Source organism: uncultured Planococcus sp. (assembly GCF_947501725.1).
Lineage (GTDB): Bacteria > Bacillota > Bacilli > Bacillales_A > Planococcaceae > Planococcus > Planococcus donghaensis_C.
The window spans coordinates 14964-32208 of record NZ_CANMXD010000018.1 but is presented as its reverse complement, the minus strand read 5'-3'; the positions used below and the strand labels follow the sequence as shown (position 1 = coordinate 32208).

Below are 17245 nucleotides of genomic sequence, written 5' to 3'. Positions count from 1 at the left end.
CGTTTTTGCTTTTTACTTGTTTGGTCAATCAGGCTTCGTCATCAATAAATTCAGGTTCGACCTTGTCCAATTTTTCTTCTTTCAAGATGGTGTACATATTGGCCGCTTCTTCTTTTTTCGCGACTTCTTTCAATCTATCGATGCGCACGGTGACGACTTTTTGGCCGAAGCGGATCTGCAGTTCATCATTTTCTTTGATGACTGAGCTGGCTTTCGCTTTATTGCCATTTACGGTGATGCGGCCTTGGTCGGCCACTTGCTTGGCCAATGTGCGGCGCTTGATCAAGCGGGATACTTTCAGAAATTTATCGAGTCGCATATTCAGTCTTCCTTTCTTGCCAATCGTTTGGCTTGGTTCCAGAAGTCATCCAGCTGCTCCAGCGTATAGTCGCTGAAGTTTCCTGTTCCTTCTTTCACCTGCTGTTCCACGTAGCTGAAACGTGTTTGGAATTTGCGGTTCGCCTGCATCATCGCTTCTTCCGGAGACAAGTCGAAGAACCGCGCAAGATTCACCAGGGTGAATAAAAGATCGCCGAGTTCATCCAACTGGCGGGCTTTAGAACCTTTCGCCACTTCCTGCTGGAACTCCTGCAATTCTTCATGGAATTTATCCCAAGCGCCTGCAGCGTCCGGCCAGCTGAATCCGACTTTCGCCGCTTTCTTCTGGTAATTGAACGATGTGGTAAGCGAAGAACTGAAACGGTCCTGGCCTTCCAATAAAGACGCAGCAGCAGGCTTCTCCTGCGCTTTTATTTCCTGCCAGTTGGCGACGACCTGATCGGAATCCTCCGCTGGTACATCTCCGAATACATGCGGATGGCGGCGGATCATTTTGGCGCTGATGGATTCCAGCACATCCTCTAACTGGAAGTAGCCATTATCCTGTCCGATTTGGGCATGCAGGAACACCTGCAGCAATACATCTCCCAATTCGTCCGCAATCGCCTCGTCGTCACCTTCCTGAATCGCCTGAAGCAGCTCATGCGCTTCCTCGATCAGATAGGGGCTCAGCGACTCATGTGTCTGCTCGCGGTCCCACGGGCAGCCTTCAGGGCCTCTCAGCTGAGCGATGATGCTGCGGAATGTCTGCCATTCTTTTAGTCGCTGCGTTTGTTCCGCTGCCGGCGGCACATAGACGGTCGTCAGGTTATTGACTTCTGCCGAACGGTCCAACTCATGGAGCGGTACTGTGCGCAGCACTTCGTCTGCAGAACCGGCAGCCGTCACGATGGTCACCGGGTAATCGTCCGGGTATTTTTCCATCAGCGTCAATTTGACTTCAGAGGCGCTGAAGCTGTCATAAACTTGTGCAATCAGCAGATGCTGCGTCATATTCACTTGGTCGCTGGTCATTTCCGTGCCGTCCATCAATTGAAAACCTTCAATCGGGTCGATGCGAAGCGCACCGAACAGCGAATCAAGGAAGCTGTGCCCGCCTTCAATGGCTAATCGGCACAACCCCTGCTTTTCAGCAGTGATCAAGTTTTGCACGGTCTGCTCTGCCACCAAAGGATGCCCCGGAACGGCATAAATCACGGAGGCCTGCTTCGATAAATCGATCAGGGTTTCCGCAATTTCTTCATAGACCGGGCTGAAGGCATCGTGCTTTTCATAAACCGAGTCAAAGCTTTTGAACGTTACGCCTTCCTGCGCCAGCTCCGTCAATACCGGGTGATCTTCAGTCCGTACATACAAATTATCTGCAGCCTTGAGCTTTTTATAGACGCCCAGCGGCAATTGATCTAAATCTCCGGCACCAAGGCCGATTATGTGAATGGTGTTCATCGCTTTTCACCTTTTTTCTTTGAATTTATTGCCAATTGCAGTCCTGCCAGCTTGCGGCCGAACGGAATGATGTACCATTCTTTTTCCGTGATGATGCGGCTCCTCCCAATCAGCGCCATAAATACCGCAGCGCCGAGTGGTATCGCTGTTACTGTGGTCAATGCAGCACCCAAACGGCTGGATAGGCCATCGAACAGGTAGCCATCAGCCAAAATCGACCAGCCCAGTACAACTGCCGACATGGCCAAAGCTGCGCCAACCAGCCAGACGTAATAGGAAAACGGCGCAAACTGCAGCGGCCAGACTTTTTTGAAGTAGAACAATAACCCAGCCACAATCACCGCGAGGCCGATATTTCCGGCCAGCGCCGCTCCTGTCACTCCACAAACGGGCAGCAACAGCCAATTGCTGACAACTTTTGCCACCAAGCCCGATGCCAGCAATAAAGCTGGAACCCTCACTTTACCGAGTCCATGCAGCATCGCGGTCATGATCAACAGCAGCGACATCCAAATGATCTGCCAGCTGAAAATGATCAACGCGCCGGATTGTTCCCGCGTTTGGAACAAGGTTTCATTGACATAGGGCATGACGAAAGTCAGACCAACTGCAGCAGCGAATGCAAACAGGAACGATACGCGAAAAGCCAAGCTGGCATACATCTCAGGTGGCCTGCCGCTGTGTTTTTTCGAAGTCCGCGCCACCAACGGAACGATTGCCAAAGTCAGTGAAGTGGCGATCAAAATCCCGAATTGCACCAACGGTTGGCCGCGGTCGTAGATCCCTTTCTGTTCCATGGCCGCAATACGCGAAAGCCCGCTTTCTTCCAGCAGACGGAATACCGTAAACGAATCCACCAGCTGGAACAGCAGCAGGATCAACGAACTCATGCTGACACTCAAACTGACAGCAGTCATTTCTTTGATGATAGGCCAGGTCCGCAGTGGTGACGGCTGTTTTTGGAAGTCCGAATGTCTGCGGAAATGGATCAGCAGCAGAAACACTGCACCCAATCCACCGGCAACTGCGCCAAACATCGCCATCTGTCCAGCGGCGTACAATGAAAAACCGCTCGAGACGACGATCCAGGTCCCGATCAAAATGACCGATACGCGCAGCCCCTGCTCCATCACTTGGGCATAGGCAACCGGCGCCATGTCATTCCGTGACTGGAAATAGCCTTTCAGCACAGCGAGCGGTGCCATCAATAGGACTGAAAATGCACCGACTTTCAGCAATCGATCCAATTGCCGATCGCCCATCCAGCCTGCCAGCAGCTCTGCACCAAAAAATAACAGGACAAATACCGCAATGGAGATAGTCGCCACGTAGATGAACGCGATGCGAAGAATCGCTCCATGCGCCTGTCTGCTAGTATCCGCCAGCAATTTGGAGACCGCTACCGCAAACCCATAGGAAGTCCAAATGCCGAAAATCGCGACAAAAGGATAAACCTGTTGATATATATAGAAGCCCTGGTCTCCGACAAGGTTCTGGAAAGGCACCCGGTAGACTGCACTCAATAGCTTAACGATGAATCCAGCGATCGTCAGCAGGACTGCGCCTTTCATAAATGATTTCATTGTGCCTTCATTGTTCACCGGACCCACTCATCTCTTACTTATAGTAACTAAACCAACCTAACTCACCGGTTTTGCTTCACGAAGCGATTCCGGCAATAGTTTCATCATGCCTTCCAACACATCGAACGGATGCAGTTTCTTTGTTTTATTTTCGTCGATGGACATGACCAGCTGCTGGCCGGACATGCTGAATCCGACTGCGCGGCCGTATGCGGCAGATTCCTCCACAACTTTTCCGCCATTGATGCCGGCTGTGCCTTTTTCGCTCAATTTGACGGTTACGACTTTGCTGTGCTGCTTGATCGATTCCACACCTACTTGGCGTGCCCATACTTTCATTCGCGCAATGCGCAGCAATCGGTCGGTTTCATTTGGCATATCACCAAAGCGGTCGATCAGTTCATCCTGCAGCTCGATCATTTCCTCTTCCGTGTCTATGCCTTTGACTCGCTTGTACATTTGGATTTTCTGATAGCCGTCGCCGATATAGGAATCCGGAATATAGGCGTCGAGATCGAGTGAAATCTCGATTTCCGGCACCACTTCTTTTTTGACTCCTGATTGGCGTTCGTCGATTGCTTCCTGCAGCATCTGTGAATACAGATCAAAACCGACAGAATCAATGAAGCCGTGCTGCTGCGAACCAAGCAGGTTGCCTGCGCCGCGGATCGTCAAATCGCGCATGGCGATTTTGAAGCCGGATCCGAGCTCGGTGAATTCTTTGATGGCCATCAGGCGTTTTTCTGCAACGTCAGTCAGCACTTTGTCGCGCTGGTACATGAAATACGCATAAGCCACTCGGCTCGAACGTCCGACGCGCCCGCGCAATTGATAGAGCTGCGACAAGCCCATGCGATCGGCATTGTAAACGATTAAGGTGTTGACGTTTGGAATATCAATACCGGTTTCGATGATGGTCGTTGTCACCAGGACATCATAATCGCCGTCAAGGAAACCTAAAATGACCGATTCCAGTTCAGTTTCACTCATTTGTCCATGGGCATAGCCAACACGTGCTTCCGGTACTAATTGTTGGATTTCCTCTACTTTCCGCGTCATATCATCTACGCGGTTATACAAATAAAACACTTGTCCGCCGCGCGCCATTTCGCGTTCGATGGCTTCACGCACGAGCGCGCCGTTATGTTCCATCACATAACTTTGCACCGGGAAACGGTTAGCCGGCGGCGTTTCGATGACGGACAGGTCACGCACACCGATCATCGACATATGAAGCGTCCGCGGAATCGGCGTCGCCGTCAGCGTCAACACATCCACGTTGGTCTTCATTTGTTTGATTTTTTCCTTATGGGTCACACCAAAACGCTGTTCTTCATCAATGATCAATAACCCAAGATCTTTATACTGCATATCTTTCGATAAAATCCGATGCGTGCCGACAACCACGTCAACCGATCCATTCTTCAGGCCTTTGACGGTTTCGGTCTGCTGCTTTTTGGAGCGGAAACGGCTCATCAAGCCGACCGTAATCGGGTAATCCTTGAAGCGTTCGCTCATCGTTTCAAAATGCTGCTGAGCCAATATCGTCGTCGGTACGAGGAACGCCACTTGCTTGCCGTCCAATACCGCTTTGAACGCAGCACGGATCGCCACTTCTGTTTTTCCGTATCCGACATCGCCGCAGATCAGGCGGTCCATCGGCCGTTCATTTTCCATGTCCCGCTTCACTTCATTGATCGAGCGCAGCTGGTCCACGGTTTCTTCATACGGGAACTCCGCCTCGAATTGGCGCTGCATGTCCTGCTCTTCAGAGAAAGCAAAGCCTCTCAACGCTTCCCGTTCTGCATAGAGCTTGATCAGGTCATCTGCAATATCCTGTACGGCTGCGGAGACTTTCGTGCGGGTTTTCTTCCATTCCGCGCCGCCCATCTTATGCAGTTTCGGTTCTTTTTCTTCAGATGCGATGTATTTTTGGATCAAGTCGATTTTATCGACCGGCACGAATAATTTATCATCTGCTTTATAGACAATATGGAGATAGTCTTTATGGACACCTCCGCTTTCCAGAGTTTCGACCCCTACAAAACGGCCGATGCCGTGATGGATGTGCACGATATAATCGCCCGGTTTGATTTCGGAGTAGCTTTTGATGCGCTCTGCATTCGTCAGTTTTTGGGCACGCGTCTTCTTCTTCGGCTGCTGCTTGAACAATTCCGAATCCGTAATGACGGTCAAACGCTGAAGCGGCATTTCAAATCCTGTCGACAGTTCCCCATCAACCAAATAGATTTTGCCGCCTTGGATTTCTGTCGAAGGCGAAGCGATTTCCGCTTCCATATCATAGTCCGCAAGAACAGCCCGCACTTTTTCCATACGGTCATCGCCTTGTGCCACGATGAAGATCTGGAACTTCCCTAGGGTCCAGCGTTCCATCTCCGCTTTCAACAGATGCATTTGCCCGTGGAAGGATTGCATCGGCTTACATGAGAAGGCGATGGACTTTTTGACCGAAACCATCGGGAATGTCCGGACGAATAAAGACAGGAAAGTCACTTTTTGCTGAAGTTTCGTCATCATTTCACGGAAAGTATACGTTAACGGAACATCATGAAGAAACTTCCCTTCTTCCAGAAGCGAGACGATCCAGTCGCCTTCTTCGCGCTCCAGCGTATCCGTCATTTCCTGGATCCGCCCCAGTTCATCAAAAAAGACCAATCCATTTCCCGGGAAATAATCACCTAAAGATGATGATTGAGTCTCGACCAGCGATGCATACTTCGATAGCTGTTCCGGTGTTTCGCCTTGCTTCAATAAATCGATGTCATGCTGGATATGTTGGAGCATCAAAGCTTTCGTATCGTCAGTTTTTATCTTCTTCAAACTGGCTGCGAGTTTGGCCTCCAACTTCCCTGCAAGTTTGATGCGCTGGTCTTTCGACAGCACCAACTCACTCGCCGGAAGGATGCACAGCGATTTGACTTTCTCGAGTGAACGCTGGTCTTCCGCTGAAAACAGCCGCAAGGAGTCCACTTCCGTATCGAACAATTCGATGCGTACCGGATGTTCCAGATTCAGTGGGTAAATATCCAAAATCCCTCCACGAAGCGCAAACTCGCCTGGCGTGGTCACCATCGGGGTCCGGGAATAGCCCATCGCCACCAATTTCAACATCCATTCCGCCGTATCAAGTTCTTCGCCTTCGGCAATACGCAATGTGGCGTAATCCCATTGCTCTTTTGTCGGCAATAGCTTCCGCATCCCCGCTACCGGCGTAATGTAAATCCCTTTTCCGACACTCTTCATATGATCGAGCGTATCGATGCGGTGAGCGCGGAGTTCAGGACCAGAAAAAGAGACCTCGGCAGCGATCAACTCTTCCGCTGGGTAAAGGTGAACATGTTCTTCGCCGACCAGACGCACCAAATCATCGTAGACACGCTGGGCATGCAGCAGATTTGGCGTGACAATCAATAGAGGAGCATCCGTTTCAGACCAGATGGCCTGGTAGAAAATTGGCCGTGCACTCCCTGACAAGCCGGAAATCAACTGATGGTCTTGGCCTTTCTTTAAATCGGCGATAAAGTTTTGTGTATGGGTGTCCTCCGAGAAGGTCTTTAAAATATGGTTCATCCAACTTCCTCCTTTCAAAAACGTATAGGAAACAGAAAAAAGCTCTGAACGCCGTATGCGTCAAAGCGGTTATGCTCCATTAAATTGATTCATTACTTCGAGATAAGGTTTGGACAGCCAGCTTTCACAGGCTGCTGCGCTTTTTTTGATGGCATCTTCCACTTCCGGACGCTCTTCTTTCGAGAATCGCTGCAGCACATAGTCCGGCACCTTCATGCCTGCCGGTGGACGGCTGATGCCAATGCGCAACCGGTTGAATTCCTGCGTTCCCAGATGTTGAATCAGCGACTTGATGCCATTGTGGCCGCCTGCACTGCCTTTTTGGCGCAACCGCAGTTGGCCGGCCGGCAAATCAAGGTCATCGTAAATTACAATGATATCTTTCAGGTCGATGCTATAATAGTCCATCAGCGCACTGACACTCTCGCCCGACAAATTCATATAAGTCAACGGCTTCAACAGCATCACTTTGCCTTCGGGACGATGGCTGATGGAATACATGCCTTTGAATTTGGACTGTGTCAACGGTGCGTTCCATTGGCCCGCCAAATAATCCACCACTTTAAAGCCGATATTGTGGCGCGTGTCTTCATATGCTTTGCCTGGATTCCCCAAGCCGATAATCAGTTTCATACCCATCTTCCTTTGCTTTTTCACTGCCTTCTATTTTACCATAAGTGATCTTGAAACAAAAAAATAGGGACTGTCTCTCGACAGCCCCTTATTTCCTGTTCGTATTTATGCTTCTTTGTTTTCCTCTTCAGAATCGTCGCTGCCAACCACTTCTGGTTCTGCATCTTCGTCAGATACAGTTTCAAGCTCGTCCAATTCTTCCTGTGTACGAGGAGCTGTTGCCGAAACAAGGATAAAGTCGTCTTCATCCAAGATTTCGTAAGATACAGTTCCGCGGATATCGCCAACTGTGATTGTCTCGCCGATTGCAAGTTCAGTAGTATCTACTTCCAAAGCATCCGGAATATCAGAAGGTTTTACGCGAACATTCACTTCACGGTTAGGCTGTGTGATAAAGCCGCCTTCTTTTTCGCCTACTGATTCGCCAGTCAAGTGAACAGTTACTGCCACTTCTAGCTCATCTGACATATTGATCGCTAAAAAGTCAACATGCTTGAAGCTGCCTTTTAAAGCGTCCATTTGATAATCGCTCAATACAACATTTGTAGTTGTGCCATCGATTTCAAGGCTGATTACGCCGTTACGTCCAGATTCACGCAAAGTTTTAATCAAATCAATTTCAGATACAGTTACCGGTGTCGTTTCAGTTTTAAAACCGTAAACTACGCCTGGTACATTGCCTTTCGAACGAATTTCAGTCAACGCAGAATTCTTGTTGCTGCTTTCTCTTTTTTGTGCGGTCATTTTTACAGTCATTACTTTCAGCCTCCAGTTATATTAAAAAGTACATAATTCACGATAGGTACATGACTAGTATATACCCATTTCTTGTATTAATGAAACCTAGAGCATGGAAAGTTATTATTGCCGATCAGTCAAAGAGCGTGCTGACGGACTTTTGCTCATGAACACGCACAATTGTTTCGGCCAATAAACGTGCTACGGACAGCTGTTTGATCTTAGGAGATTTCTTTTCTTCAGGCAATGCAATCGAATTGGTGATGATCAATTCCTTGATGACCGAATCATTGATGCGTTGTACAGCAGGGCCGGATAGCACCGGGTGTGTACAGCAGGCATAAACTTCTTTCGCGCCGCTTTCGATTAAAGCACTCGCAGCGATTGAAATCGTTCCAGCTGTGTCAATGATATCATCGATGATGATGGCTGTTTTGCCTTCTACATTTCCGACGATGTTCATGACTTCCGAGACATTCGGACGCGGGCGGCGTTTATCGATGATTGCAATAGGTGCTTTTAAGCGGTCTGCCATTTTACGTGCACGTGTCACTCCACCGTGATCCGGTGAAACAATAATGACATTTTCAAGGTCGACGCCGCTTTCATTCAGGAAGTAATCGGAAAGCAATGGTACAGCCACCAAATGGTCAATCAAAATATCAAAGAATCCTTGGATTTGAGGAGCATGCAGATCAAGAACGATTACGCGTGTAGCTCCTGCAGTTTCCAATAAGTTCGCTACTAATTTCGCTGTAATCGGCTCACGCGAACGGGCTTTACGGTCTTGCCGAGCATAACCATAATATGGAATTACGACATTGACGGTCCGGGCAGAAGCACGTTTAACGGCATCGATCATGATCAATAGCTCCATCAAGTTCTCGTTGACTGGCTGAGAAGTTGATTGCACGATGAATACATCATAACCGCGAATACTTTCTTCTATATTAATCTGGATTTCCCCATCGCTGAAATGTGTAACTGAACTTTTTCCAAGTGGAATGCCTGCGTGTTTCGAAATTTCTTCAGCCAGCTCCTGGTTCGAATTCAATGAAAAGATTTTCAATTTCGAGTTTGCATTTTGATAGCCCATTAGGTGTGAACCCTCCTATTTTTTACCGTTCAATTTGTTTGCATAGCCTTCTTTATTTTCCTGGCGCGCGCGAGCAATCGCCAATGAATCCACGGGTACATCTTTTGAAATGGTAGAACCAGCAGCCACATAAGAACCTTTTCCTACAGTGACCGGCGCAATCAGATTTGAGTTGCAGCCGATGAACGTATCGTCTTCAATGATGGTCTGAAATTTATTTTTGCCATCGTAATTTACTGTAATGGTGCCACAGCCGATATTGACGCCTGTCCCGACATGGGCATCGCCAATATAGCTTAAGTGAGAAACTTTGCTGTCGTTTCCGACTTCTGATTTTTTCACTTCGACAAAGTTGCCGATTTTCACATCATTGCCCAAAACGGTTTGTGGACGGATGTGTGCAAATGGCCCAACAGCAGTATCTGTCCCAATGCTGCTGTCATGGATTTCTGAGCTGCGGATTGCCGTACGGTCGCCGATTACGCTGTTGACGATTTGACTGTTTGAAGAAATGACGCAGTCTTCCCCGATTTTTGTATGGCCTTCAATCGTGACATTCGGATGGATAATCGTATCCGCTCCTATTTCAGCTTGTGCACTGATATAGGCAGTAGCCGGATCGATGATCGAAACACCGGCTCTCATGTGCTTTTCAGCAATCCGTTTGCGCATGATGCCTTCAGCCTGACTCAATGCAACACGGTCATTTACGCCCAATGTCTCATCAAAGCTGTCTGTAGCATAAGCAGCAACGATTTCACCTTGTTTTTGAAGGATCTCGATGACGTCAGGCAAATAATATTCGCCTTGGACATTATCGTTGGAAACCAGTTTTAACGCTTCAAACAAGGCTTCATTATCAAAGCAATAAGTGCCTGTATTGATTTCTTTCACTTGCTGCTCTTCCGGAGAAGCGTCTTTTTGCTCGACAATCTTCTCGACGATGCCAGCGCTGTTGCGAAGAATCCGTCCGTACCCTGTCGGATTATCAGCTATCGCTGTCAGGATGGTCGCCTTTGCCTGTGTTTCAGCATGCTGATCCAGTAATGCCTGCATCGTTTCCGGTCGGATCAATGGAGTGTCTCCACAAACGACTAAAGTTGTTCCTTCCAGACCTTCAATCAATGAGGCTGTCTGTTGGACTGCATGAGCGGTCCCAAGTTGTTCCGCCTGCAGTGCATATTCACTTTTGTCACCCAGTTGCTGCTGAACTTTTTCAGCACCATGGCCGACGACAGTTACGATTTTTTCAACGCCGAGCTGCTCGACATTGCCTGTTACATGCTCAACCATCGGCATGCCGCAGACTGGATGAAGCACTTTATACAATTTCGACTTCATACGAGTGCCCTGACCGGCTGCTAAAATTACTGCATATGTATTCGCCATTCCTTACCCCTCCGCTCCTGATCTGATAAGATTCCTTTTACCGGTCCTATCTATTCATTTATTTATTGTATCAGTTGATAAATCCAGTTTTATCCTGGCTATATCAACTGAAAATTTAGCTTTTCCTTATTGACTATAGCGGAAAAACCCTGATTTTTCAAGGTTTCAAGGCATGACAATAACATGACAAAAAGAGTCAAATAAAAAAAGAGCCCATTTACTATACAAGGCCCCTCGATTCAGCTCCATTAAACGCCGGCATTTTCCAAGACCGATTCGCTTTCACTTTGCTCATATGCAGTTAAGACAGCTTGTTGAAGCTTTGTTCGCGCACTTGAATTGATTGGGTGTGCAATGTCCCGAAACTCTCCATCAGGTGTTCTTTTACTTGGCATTGCAACAAACAACCCTTCGTTCCCATCAATTACTCGAATGTCATGGATGACGAATTCGTTATCCAGCGTGATGGAAGCGATCGCTCTCATTCGGCCATCGGTTTGTACACGTCGTAGTCTCACATCTGTTACTTCCATTCTCTCATCCCCCCTTCTCTCAGCTGCTATTTTTAAACCCTAATTATGGGTATTCGCTATAAAGGACTAATCTCCTTCATAAATTACAAAACTAATTTGAAAATTTGCTTAATAAACTAAAAAAACCATCTACTTTGAAAAAAATGTCCTTCTTTGCTCTCTACCCGGGATTCTTCTCTTCCATAAAAAGAAGCAGTCAGACTCAATAAATTGAGTCTGACTGCTTCTCTTCACCTTATATAGGTTTTACTTGTTCACTTTTGCAATGACTTCGATTTCCACTTTTACGTCTTTTGGCAAACGTGCCACTTCAACGGTCGAACGCGCCGGTTTATGGTCTCCGAAATAAGCCGCGTAAATCTCGTTTAATTCTGCGAAATCGTTCATATCTTTAATGAAGACTGTTGTCTTGATGACTTCCCCAAGAGAAGAACCGGCCTCTGCCAGCACCGCTTTCAGATTCGAAAATACTTGATGTGTCTGATCGGAAATGGTGCCTTCAACCAATTCTCCTGAAGCAGTCAATGGAATTTGACCTGAACTGTAGAGGATTCCTCCTGACACCACGCCTTGTGAATAAGGGCCGATCGCTGCTGCCGCTTTGTCTGTCGCTACGTAATTCATATTAAACTCCTCCATTTTCAAAGTAATTTCCTTCTTCTAATGCAATCGTGCGTTCTTTCTCGCTGACTTCATGCAATTTGACAAGGGACAGGTATTTTTCGACAAGCCGCTCATCTGAATGTTCAGCTTCTACCAGTACCGCGACCCCCGCCAATGTACACTCGAATTCTTCCAGCAGGTTCTTCATGCCATTCATCGTCCCGCCGACTTTCATGAAGTCGTCTGTGATGAGTACGCGTTGTCCGCTCTTCATGCTGCGTTTCGACAATACCATCGTCTGGATGCGGCGTGAAGATCCAGATACATAATTGATGCTGACTGTAGAACCTTCTGTAACTTTACTGTCTCTTCGAACGATGACCACCGGAACATTCAAATGACGGGCGATGGCATGGGCAATCGGGATGCCTTTTGTTGCTACCGTCATGATCACATCAATTTTTTCCTTGGCGAATGCCGTAGCAAATACTTTACCGACACGATTCATCATTTCCGGATTGCCAAGCACATCGGTCATGTACAAATAACCTCCCGGCAACAGCCGGTCAGAATGGCTTAACTCTTCCATCAAGTCTGCCATGATGGCTTTTATTTCATGAGCTTGAAGCTTGGGTATGTATTTAACGCCACCCGCAGCTCCTGGAACTGTCATCAGCAAACCAATTCCTTTTTCTTCGAACGTTTCTTTGACAATCCCTAAGTCTTCACTGATGGATGACTTAGCGGATTGGTACAGATCCGAAAAATAAGTCAGCGGAATCAATTTATGCGGATGTTCCAATAAAAAATGCGTCATATCGACAAGCCGTTCACTGCGCTTCCACTTCAAAACTACCCTCTCCTAAACACGAATGATTTATAGAAAACTTACCATAAATGTCCGTATTTAAGCAAGTAGCTCCCGTTCACCGATCAACCTCACAGCGTAAACTTCTGAACAAAAACCACGCAGGCCGTTATAGATGCGCGGAATGCGCGCTTCCTGATGCACCAACCCGAAAACTGTCGGTCCACTGCCGCTCATCAATACCGCATCTGCTCCAAATTTCTTCATCTGTTCTTTAATCTGTTCCACTTCCGGATACAATTTCAGCGTCACGCTTTCGAGAGCGTTGCCCAGATTGGCACACATGGCTTCATAGTCGCCATCGTTGAGCGCTTGGATCATTTCTTCCGTATTCGGATGTTGAGCTGTCTGAACATCGAATGCCCCGTAGACATCAGCTGTAGAAACTCCTAAAGTCGGCTTCGCTAGAATGACCCAGCAATTTGGCGGAGTGGGCAATTCCTGGATGATTTCTCCACGCCCTTTCGCTAATGCTGTTCCGCCATAAACGCAAAAGGAAACATCGGAACCGATTTTGGCGCCCAGCTCAGCCAGTTCATCAAGTGAAAGGTTCAATTGCCAAAGTTTGTTCAAGCCTTTCAAAGTAGCTGCAGCATCGCTGCTGCCCCCGGCCAGACCTGCAGCAACCGGAATTTTTTTGTCGAGCGAGATGATGACACCGGTCTTGATATTGAAGGTGTCTTTGATCAATTGCGCCGCCTGATAGGCAAGGTTGCGGGAATCACTCGGCACGAAGCGGTCAGCAGACTGGATATGTATGCCTTTAGCTGTCCCCATCAGCCCAATACGGTCCGATAAATCCACCGTTGTCATAATCATTTCTATTTCATGGTAGTTATCTGGACGTTTATGTAAAACATCTAATGTTAAGTTGATCTTGGCAGGCGCTTTTACGTAGAGCATCCCACTGCCTCCTTTTATATTCTGATGAAGACTATTTTAACATACCGCGGGACAATGGAAAGGAATGTGCCGGCAGAAACAAAAAAACTCGCCTTCCGCTTGAATAAGCAGGAGCAAGTTTTGAAGTAACATATAAATATAATTCAATTATTTCACAACAAGTGCATCTTCAGTTCCTTCGTACACAGTAATTTCTACTGCTTCAGTTAAGATGTCTGCGTAGCTGTAAGACACGCGTTCAAATGCATGCTCTTCTTGATCTAGCTCAATCACGAACACGGAGTGATACGTTTCGCGCAGGATTCCGGCACGTTCAACCGTTTTCTTGCGACCTCCGTTTGCCTTCAAAAGCAATCGTTTTCCTAAATGTAGGTCTAACGACTTTTTAATATCCGCCAAAGTTTTGGGCATTTTGTCTACACCTCACTATAGACAAAATTCTACCATAATATGATGGAATAGTCAAGCAAATTTATAATTTTATCAGCGACTATTAGCTGCTGTCAATATTTATTTATCCGAAATATCTTTAGGTCGAAATAAGTTGTGCCGAAATTGTAACAGAATGCCGATTTTACTGGAAATAAGCGTATAATTTATCAGCCAACAGACCAAATTCTTTAATCGTCAAAGTCTCTCCACGCCGCGTTGGATCAATTTCAGCTTCTGCCAGAGCTTTCAAAATCAGCTCTTTTTTCTCTTTTCCTAAAGGCATCGCAACTTGAAGGTTGTTCAAAATAGTTTTTCTCCGCTGAACAAATGACCCTCTCGTAACGCTAAAGAAGAAGTCTTCATCAATCACTTCCACTTCAGGAACTTCCCGTTTGGTCATGAGAATAACAGCAGAATCGACATTCGGCTGTGGCAGGAAGACCGATTTAGGAACAGTCAATGCCATTTCAGCCTGTGTATAGTACTGTATGGCAATAGATAGTGATCCATAAGCCTTTGTACCAGGTTTAGCTGTAATGCGTTCAGCCACCTCTTTTTGCAGCATAACGACCATGCCGCGAATCGGCAGTTTTTCCAGCAAAAGCTTTAAGATGATGGGCGTTGTGACGTAATAGGGCAGATTCGCTACAACCACGATATCGTCGTAATCGGCCAATTCATTGTCGATGGCTGCCTGGACATCGGTTTTCAGGATATCAGCATGGACAATGGAAATATTATCGTATGGAGAAAGCGTATCATCAAGCACCGGCAATAGGCGCTGGTCGATTTCAAAAGCCAGTACTTTTCCAGCTTCTCTTGCTAGATGTTCTGTCAACGCACCGATTCCTGGTCCGATTTCAATGGCGGCAGATTTTTTAGTCAATTTTGCTTGGCCGACAATTTTACGTAAAATATTGGGATCTATCAAAAAGTTCTGTCCGAGGCTCTTTTTCACTTTTAAATTGTATTTCGCCATAATCTGTTGCGTCCGAATAGGCGTGGCAATATCTTTGGTCATTGTTTTTCCTCCTGAGTTAACGCTTGCACCGCTTTGATGAACTGGTCTTTGGATATACCGAACATATGAAGCCGCTTTTGAAGCTGCTTGCCATTGGTATAGCCGATCTGCAGATCGTTGCCGATTTGTATTCGACGCTGTTTGGCTTTTGGATGGGCAACGAGCCCTGCGTCGATCAAATCTTCTATTGTGATCTCTATCGGGCGCTCTTCCTGCAGCGGCGTGTAGACCGCCTGCAAGGCTTCACGGATATCTTGGTCACGGGCATGTTCAATGCCTAACCCTTTGCCGTTTTTTGCAATGGTTTTTTCTTTGGGCAAAAATGCATGTTTAGCCTGAGGCACATGTTCTTCAATAATAGCACGGATACGCCGCCCAGGATAATCGGGATCTGTAAAAACAATGATGCCCCGTTTCTGTTGCGCATGAGCGATCCGCTGAAGCGTCTCTGCTGTAATTGCTGAACCGTTCGTTTCTATAGTATCCGCGTTGACTGCACGTTTAATCGCTACTGTATCGTCTTTTCCTTCAACCACGATAATTTCATTTATCTTCATATATCCGTTCCTCTTTTCAAGCTTCTTGTTTATTCTACACGCTTATGGGTAGACATGTAAAAAGCTTTCCCAGGAAATATCCCGGGAAAGCCTTCAATAGAACTTACTCTAGAACTAGTTAAGGATTCTAACTTTTACTTGTTTGCGCCCAAACGACAAAGCATCGGATTTATTGGCCATGAACAAATCAATTTTGTTTCCTTTGATTGCTCCGCCAGTATCTCCAGCAATCGCATTACCGTATCCTTCAACCCATACTTTAGAACCTAACGGAATAACACTAGGGTCTACCGCAATTACTTTAAGACCTGGATTGGTATGCAAATTGATGCCTGTAGCAGTAATTCCTGAACAGCCTGTGCAACTTGCTGTATAAGCTGTTGCTGACACATAGAACTCTTTGCCGCCAGTCGGTTCTGCTTCTGCTGGCGCTGCTTTTGCAGGTGCAACTTTCGCTGGTGTTGCCGCTTTTTCAGATGAAGCTGTTTTGACTATCGCTTGTTCCTTTTGGGGTGCTGCCTTCTTTTCTTCCTGGGCAGCTACGGGTGCAGCTTTCGCTTGAGCTCCACGTGAAACACTTGCTACAACTGTTTTCGTACCGACTGCCGTTACTTGTTTTGTTGGTTCTTTTACGACTTTTTCATTTTTAAGATCTCGTTTTACTTCTTTGCCATTTTCTTTGATGACTTCGTAGGTTTTCTTGACTACGCCATTTGAACCTTTTTGAACGACTTTTTCATTGCCTTTAAGTAAGGAATCGTCTTTTTTTGTCTCTACTGCATATTTCACAGAATCCTCAACTACATCGGTGACCTTTTCAACGCGGACCACTTTAACTTTTGAATTTGGAAGGACCAATTCATCCATTTCGCTTTCCACTCTATCAAGTTTGCCCACAGAAACTTTGTGCTGTTTTAAAAAGTCAGCGACCGTAGTTGAAGTAGACCATACTTTCTTTTCTTTAAGACCATCCTGGATCGTAACTTCGTAGGCTTTCTCAACTGAAATCGTTGTCTCTTCGTCCACTTGTTCCTCTAGCGCAGGTGATACTTTATCATATTTTGTAAGCTCGATATCCGCTTTAGCTAAAATCTCTGCTACTGTATTTTCAGTTGTCCAGGCAGAAGTTGCTTCTCCGTCAACTGTTACGTTATATTGCTCTGCTGCATCCCATTCAAGAGCCAGATCTTTATCGATCACTGTTTCTTTGGAATGGCTCAGAAAATCATGCTCCCCTGCTTCGATTTCCTGCTCCTCCAAAAACGCCCCAACCGTTTCTGCATGCGTTCTTACTTCTTCCTGCTCACCATTAGCTGTTACAGATACTGTATTTTTTGTACCTTCATATATAGCAAAAGTTAAAACCGCCGCGAACAACAATACGGTTGCGATTGTGACCGCCAATGATTTACCTTTGAATAATTTTGATGATTTGGTATTATTTGCTTCATTTGACAAAAATATCTCCTCCTTCTTCACCTGGGTGATTATATGGTCTCATGTTTGAACTGTC

General features: G+C 46.6%; 16 protein-coding genes. All 16 read right to left on the bottom strand.

Translation table 11 applies throughout. The features are described 5' to 3' along the window. Window positions 1–28 precede the first annotated feature (28 nt). The 16 genes from Q0785_RS19435 to Q0785_RS19360 all read right to left on the bottom strand — a co-directional run bounded on the left by Q0785_RS19435 (window position 29) and on the right by Q0785_RS19360 (window position 17190). Window positions 29–319 carry an RNA-binding S4 domain-containing protein gene (locus Q0785_RS19435; protein WP_298834214.1) on the bottom strand — a complete coding sequence of 97 codons (291 nt, stop codon included), beginning with the start codon at window positions 317–319 and terminating at the stop codon, window positions 29–31. Between the two features lie 2 nt (window positions 320–321). Beyond that, on the bottom strand, window positions 322–1785 hold the full coding sequence (mazG, locus tag Q0785_RS19430; RefSeq protein WP_298834212.1) for a nucleoside triphosphate pyrophosphohydrolase: 1464 nt from the start codon (window positions 1783–1785) through the stop codon (window positions 322–324). Then, complete coding sequence (locus Q0785_RS19425; protein WP_298834209.1) at window positions 1782–3386, bottom strand: polysaccharide biosynthesis protein; 1605 nt, start codon at window positions 3384–3386, stop codon at window positions 1782–1784. Before Q0785_RS19425 ends, mazG begins: the two co-directional genes overlap by 4 nt. A 39-nt stretch (window positions 3387–3425) precedes the next feature. Next, entirely contained in the window at window positions 3426–6959 is a 3534-nt protein-coding gene (mfd, locus tag Q0785_RS19420) for a transcription-repair coupling factor (protein WP_298834206.1), read from the bottom strand. 69 nt (window positions 6960–7028) lie between these two features. Next, window positions 7029–7592, bottom strand: a complete 564-nt coding sequence (gene pth, locus Q0785_RS19415) for an aminoacyl-tRNA hydrolase (RefSeq protein WP_298834203.1) — start codon at window positions 7590–7592, stop codon at window positions 7029–7031. A gap of 105 nt (window positions 7593–7697) precedes the next feature. Further along, window positions 7698–8348 carry a 50S ribosomal protein L25/general stress protein Ctc gene (locus tag Q0785_RS19410; protein ID WP_223643264.1) on the bottom strand — a complete coding sequence of 217 codons (651 nt, stop codon included), beginning with the start codon at window positions 8346–8348 and terminating at the stop codon, window positions 7698–7700. 115 nt (window positions 8349–8463) lie between these two features. Then, complete coding sequence (locus Q0785_RS19405; protein ID WP_223643266.1) at window positions 8464–9426, bottom strand: ribose-phosphate diphosphokinase; 963 nt, start codon at window positions 9424–9426, stop codon at window positions 8464–8466. A gap of 15 nt (window positions 9427–9441) precedes the next feature. Next, window positions 9442–10815 carry a bifunctional UDP-N-acetylglucosamine diphosphorylase/glucosamine-1-phosphate N-acetyltransferase GlmU gene (gene glmU / locus Q0785_RS19400; protein WP_298834199.1) on the bottom strand — a complete coding sequence of 458 codons (1374 nt, stop codon included), beginning with the start codon at window positions 10813–10815 and terminating at the stop codon, window positions 9442–9444. Between the two features lie 248 nt (window positions 10816–11063). Further along, the gene (gene spoVG, locus Q0785_RS19395) at window positions 11064–11348 is read right to left on the bottom strand and encodes a septation regulator SpoVG (protein WP_298834196.1); all 285 of its coding nucleotides are present in this window, start codon (window positions 11346–11348) and stop codon (window positions 11064–11066) included. A gap of 246 nt (window positions 11349–11594) precedes the next feature. Beyond that, the gene (locus tag Q0785_RS19390; protein WP_298834193.1) at window positions 11595–11972 is read right to left on the bottom strand and encodes a RidA family protein; all 378 of its coding nucleotides are present in this window, start codon (window positions 11970–11972) and stop codon (window positions 11595–11597) included. A gap of 1 nt (window position 11973) precedes the next feature. Beyond that, complete coding sequence (gene purR, locus Q0785_RS19385) at window positions 11974–12801, bottom strand: pur operon repressor (RefSeq protein ID WP_298834190.1); 828 nt, start codon at window positions 12799–12801, stop codon at window positions 11974–11976. Between the two features lie 57 nt (window positions 12802–12858). After that, on the bottom strand, window positions 12859–13722 hold the full coding sequence (ispE, locus tag Q0785_RS19380) for a 4-(cytidine 5'-diphospho)-2-C-methyl-D-erythritol kinase (RefSeq protein WP_298834187.1): 864 nt from the start codon (window positions 13720–13722) through the stop codon (window positions 12859–12861). A gap of 147 nt (window positions 13723–13869) precedes the next feature. Further along, the gene (veg, locus tag Q0785_RS19375) at window positions 13870–14133 is read right to left on the bottom strand and encodes a biofilm formation stimulator Veg (protein ID WP_006830753.1); all 264 of its coding nucleotides are present in this window, start codon (window positions 14131–14133) and stop codon (window positions 13870–13872) included. A 163-nt stretch (window positions 14134–14296) separates the two neighbouring features. Then, window positions 14297–15175 carry a 16S rRNA (adenine(1518)-N(6)/adenine(1519)-N(6))-dimethyltransferase RsmA gene (gene rsmA, locus Q0785_RS19370; protein WP_298834161.1) on the bottom strand — a complete coding sequence of 293 codons (879 nt, stop codon included), beginning with the start codon at window positions 15173–15175 and terminating at the stop codon, window positions 14297–14299. Beyond that, window positions 15172–15732: a ribonuclease M5 gene (gene rnmV / locus Q0785_RS19365; RefSeq protein WP_298834159.1), complete on the bottom strand. Its 561-nt coding sequence runs from the start codon at window positions 15730–15732 to the stop codon at window positions 15172–15174. The genes rsmA and rnmV overlap by 4 nt, the downstream gene beginning before the upstream one ends. A gap of 114 nt (window positions 15733–15846) precedes the next feature. After that, entirely contained in the window at window positions 15847–17190 is a 1344-nt protein-coding gene (locus Q0785_RS19360; protein WP_298834158.1) for a G5 and 3D domain-containing protein, read from the bottom strand. Between the last annotated feature and the right edge of the window lie 55 nt (window positions 17191–17245).